1 protein-coding gene is annotated in these 286 nt (G+C 66.8%); it reads right to left on the bottom strand.

Features of this window, described 5'->3' with window-relative positions; all coding sequences use genetic code 11:
- A partial coding sequence (locus tag E0702_RS16875; RefSeq protein ID WP_205742023.1) for a BCCT family transporter occupies positions 1-286 on the bottom strand: 286 nt, incomplete at both ends.

The following is a 286-nucleotide window of genomic DNA, read 5'->3' as shown; positions in this document are numbered from 1 at the left end:
CATCATGGTCGCGACGGGGAACTGCTGGAGGACGCCGAAGAGCTGGGCCTCCGGGGTGTCGCCGATGCCCTTGAGCTGACCGGACTCCTCCAGCCTGATCGCGGACCCGCCGAAGACCGCGAACCAGATCAGGCTGACCGTGCTGGGGACCAGGATCACACCGCCGACGAACTGACGGATCGTACGGCCCCGGCTGATCCGTGCGATGAACATGCCGACGAAGGGCGTCCAGGAGATCCACCACGCCCAGTAGAAGACCGTCCAGCTGGCGAGCCAGTCGGCCACC

The sequence above is a fragment of the Halomonas marinisediminis genome (genome assembly GCF_004347715.1).
GTDB classification, from domain to species: domain Bacteria; phylum Pseudomonadota; class Gammaproteobacteria; order Pseudomonadales; family Halomonadaceae; genus Halomonas; species Halomonas icarae.
Note: the sequence above shows the minus strand (reverse complement) of the source record. Positions and strands in the feature narration are given on the sequence as shown.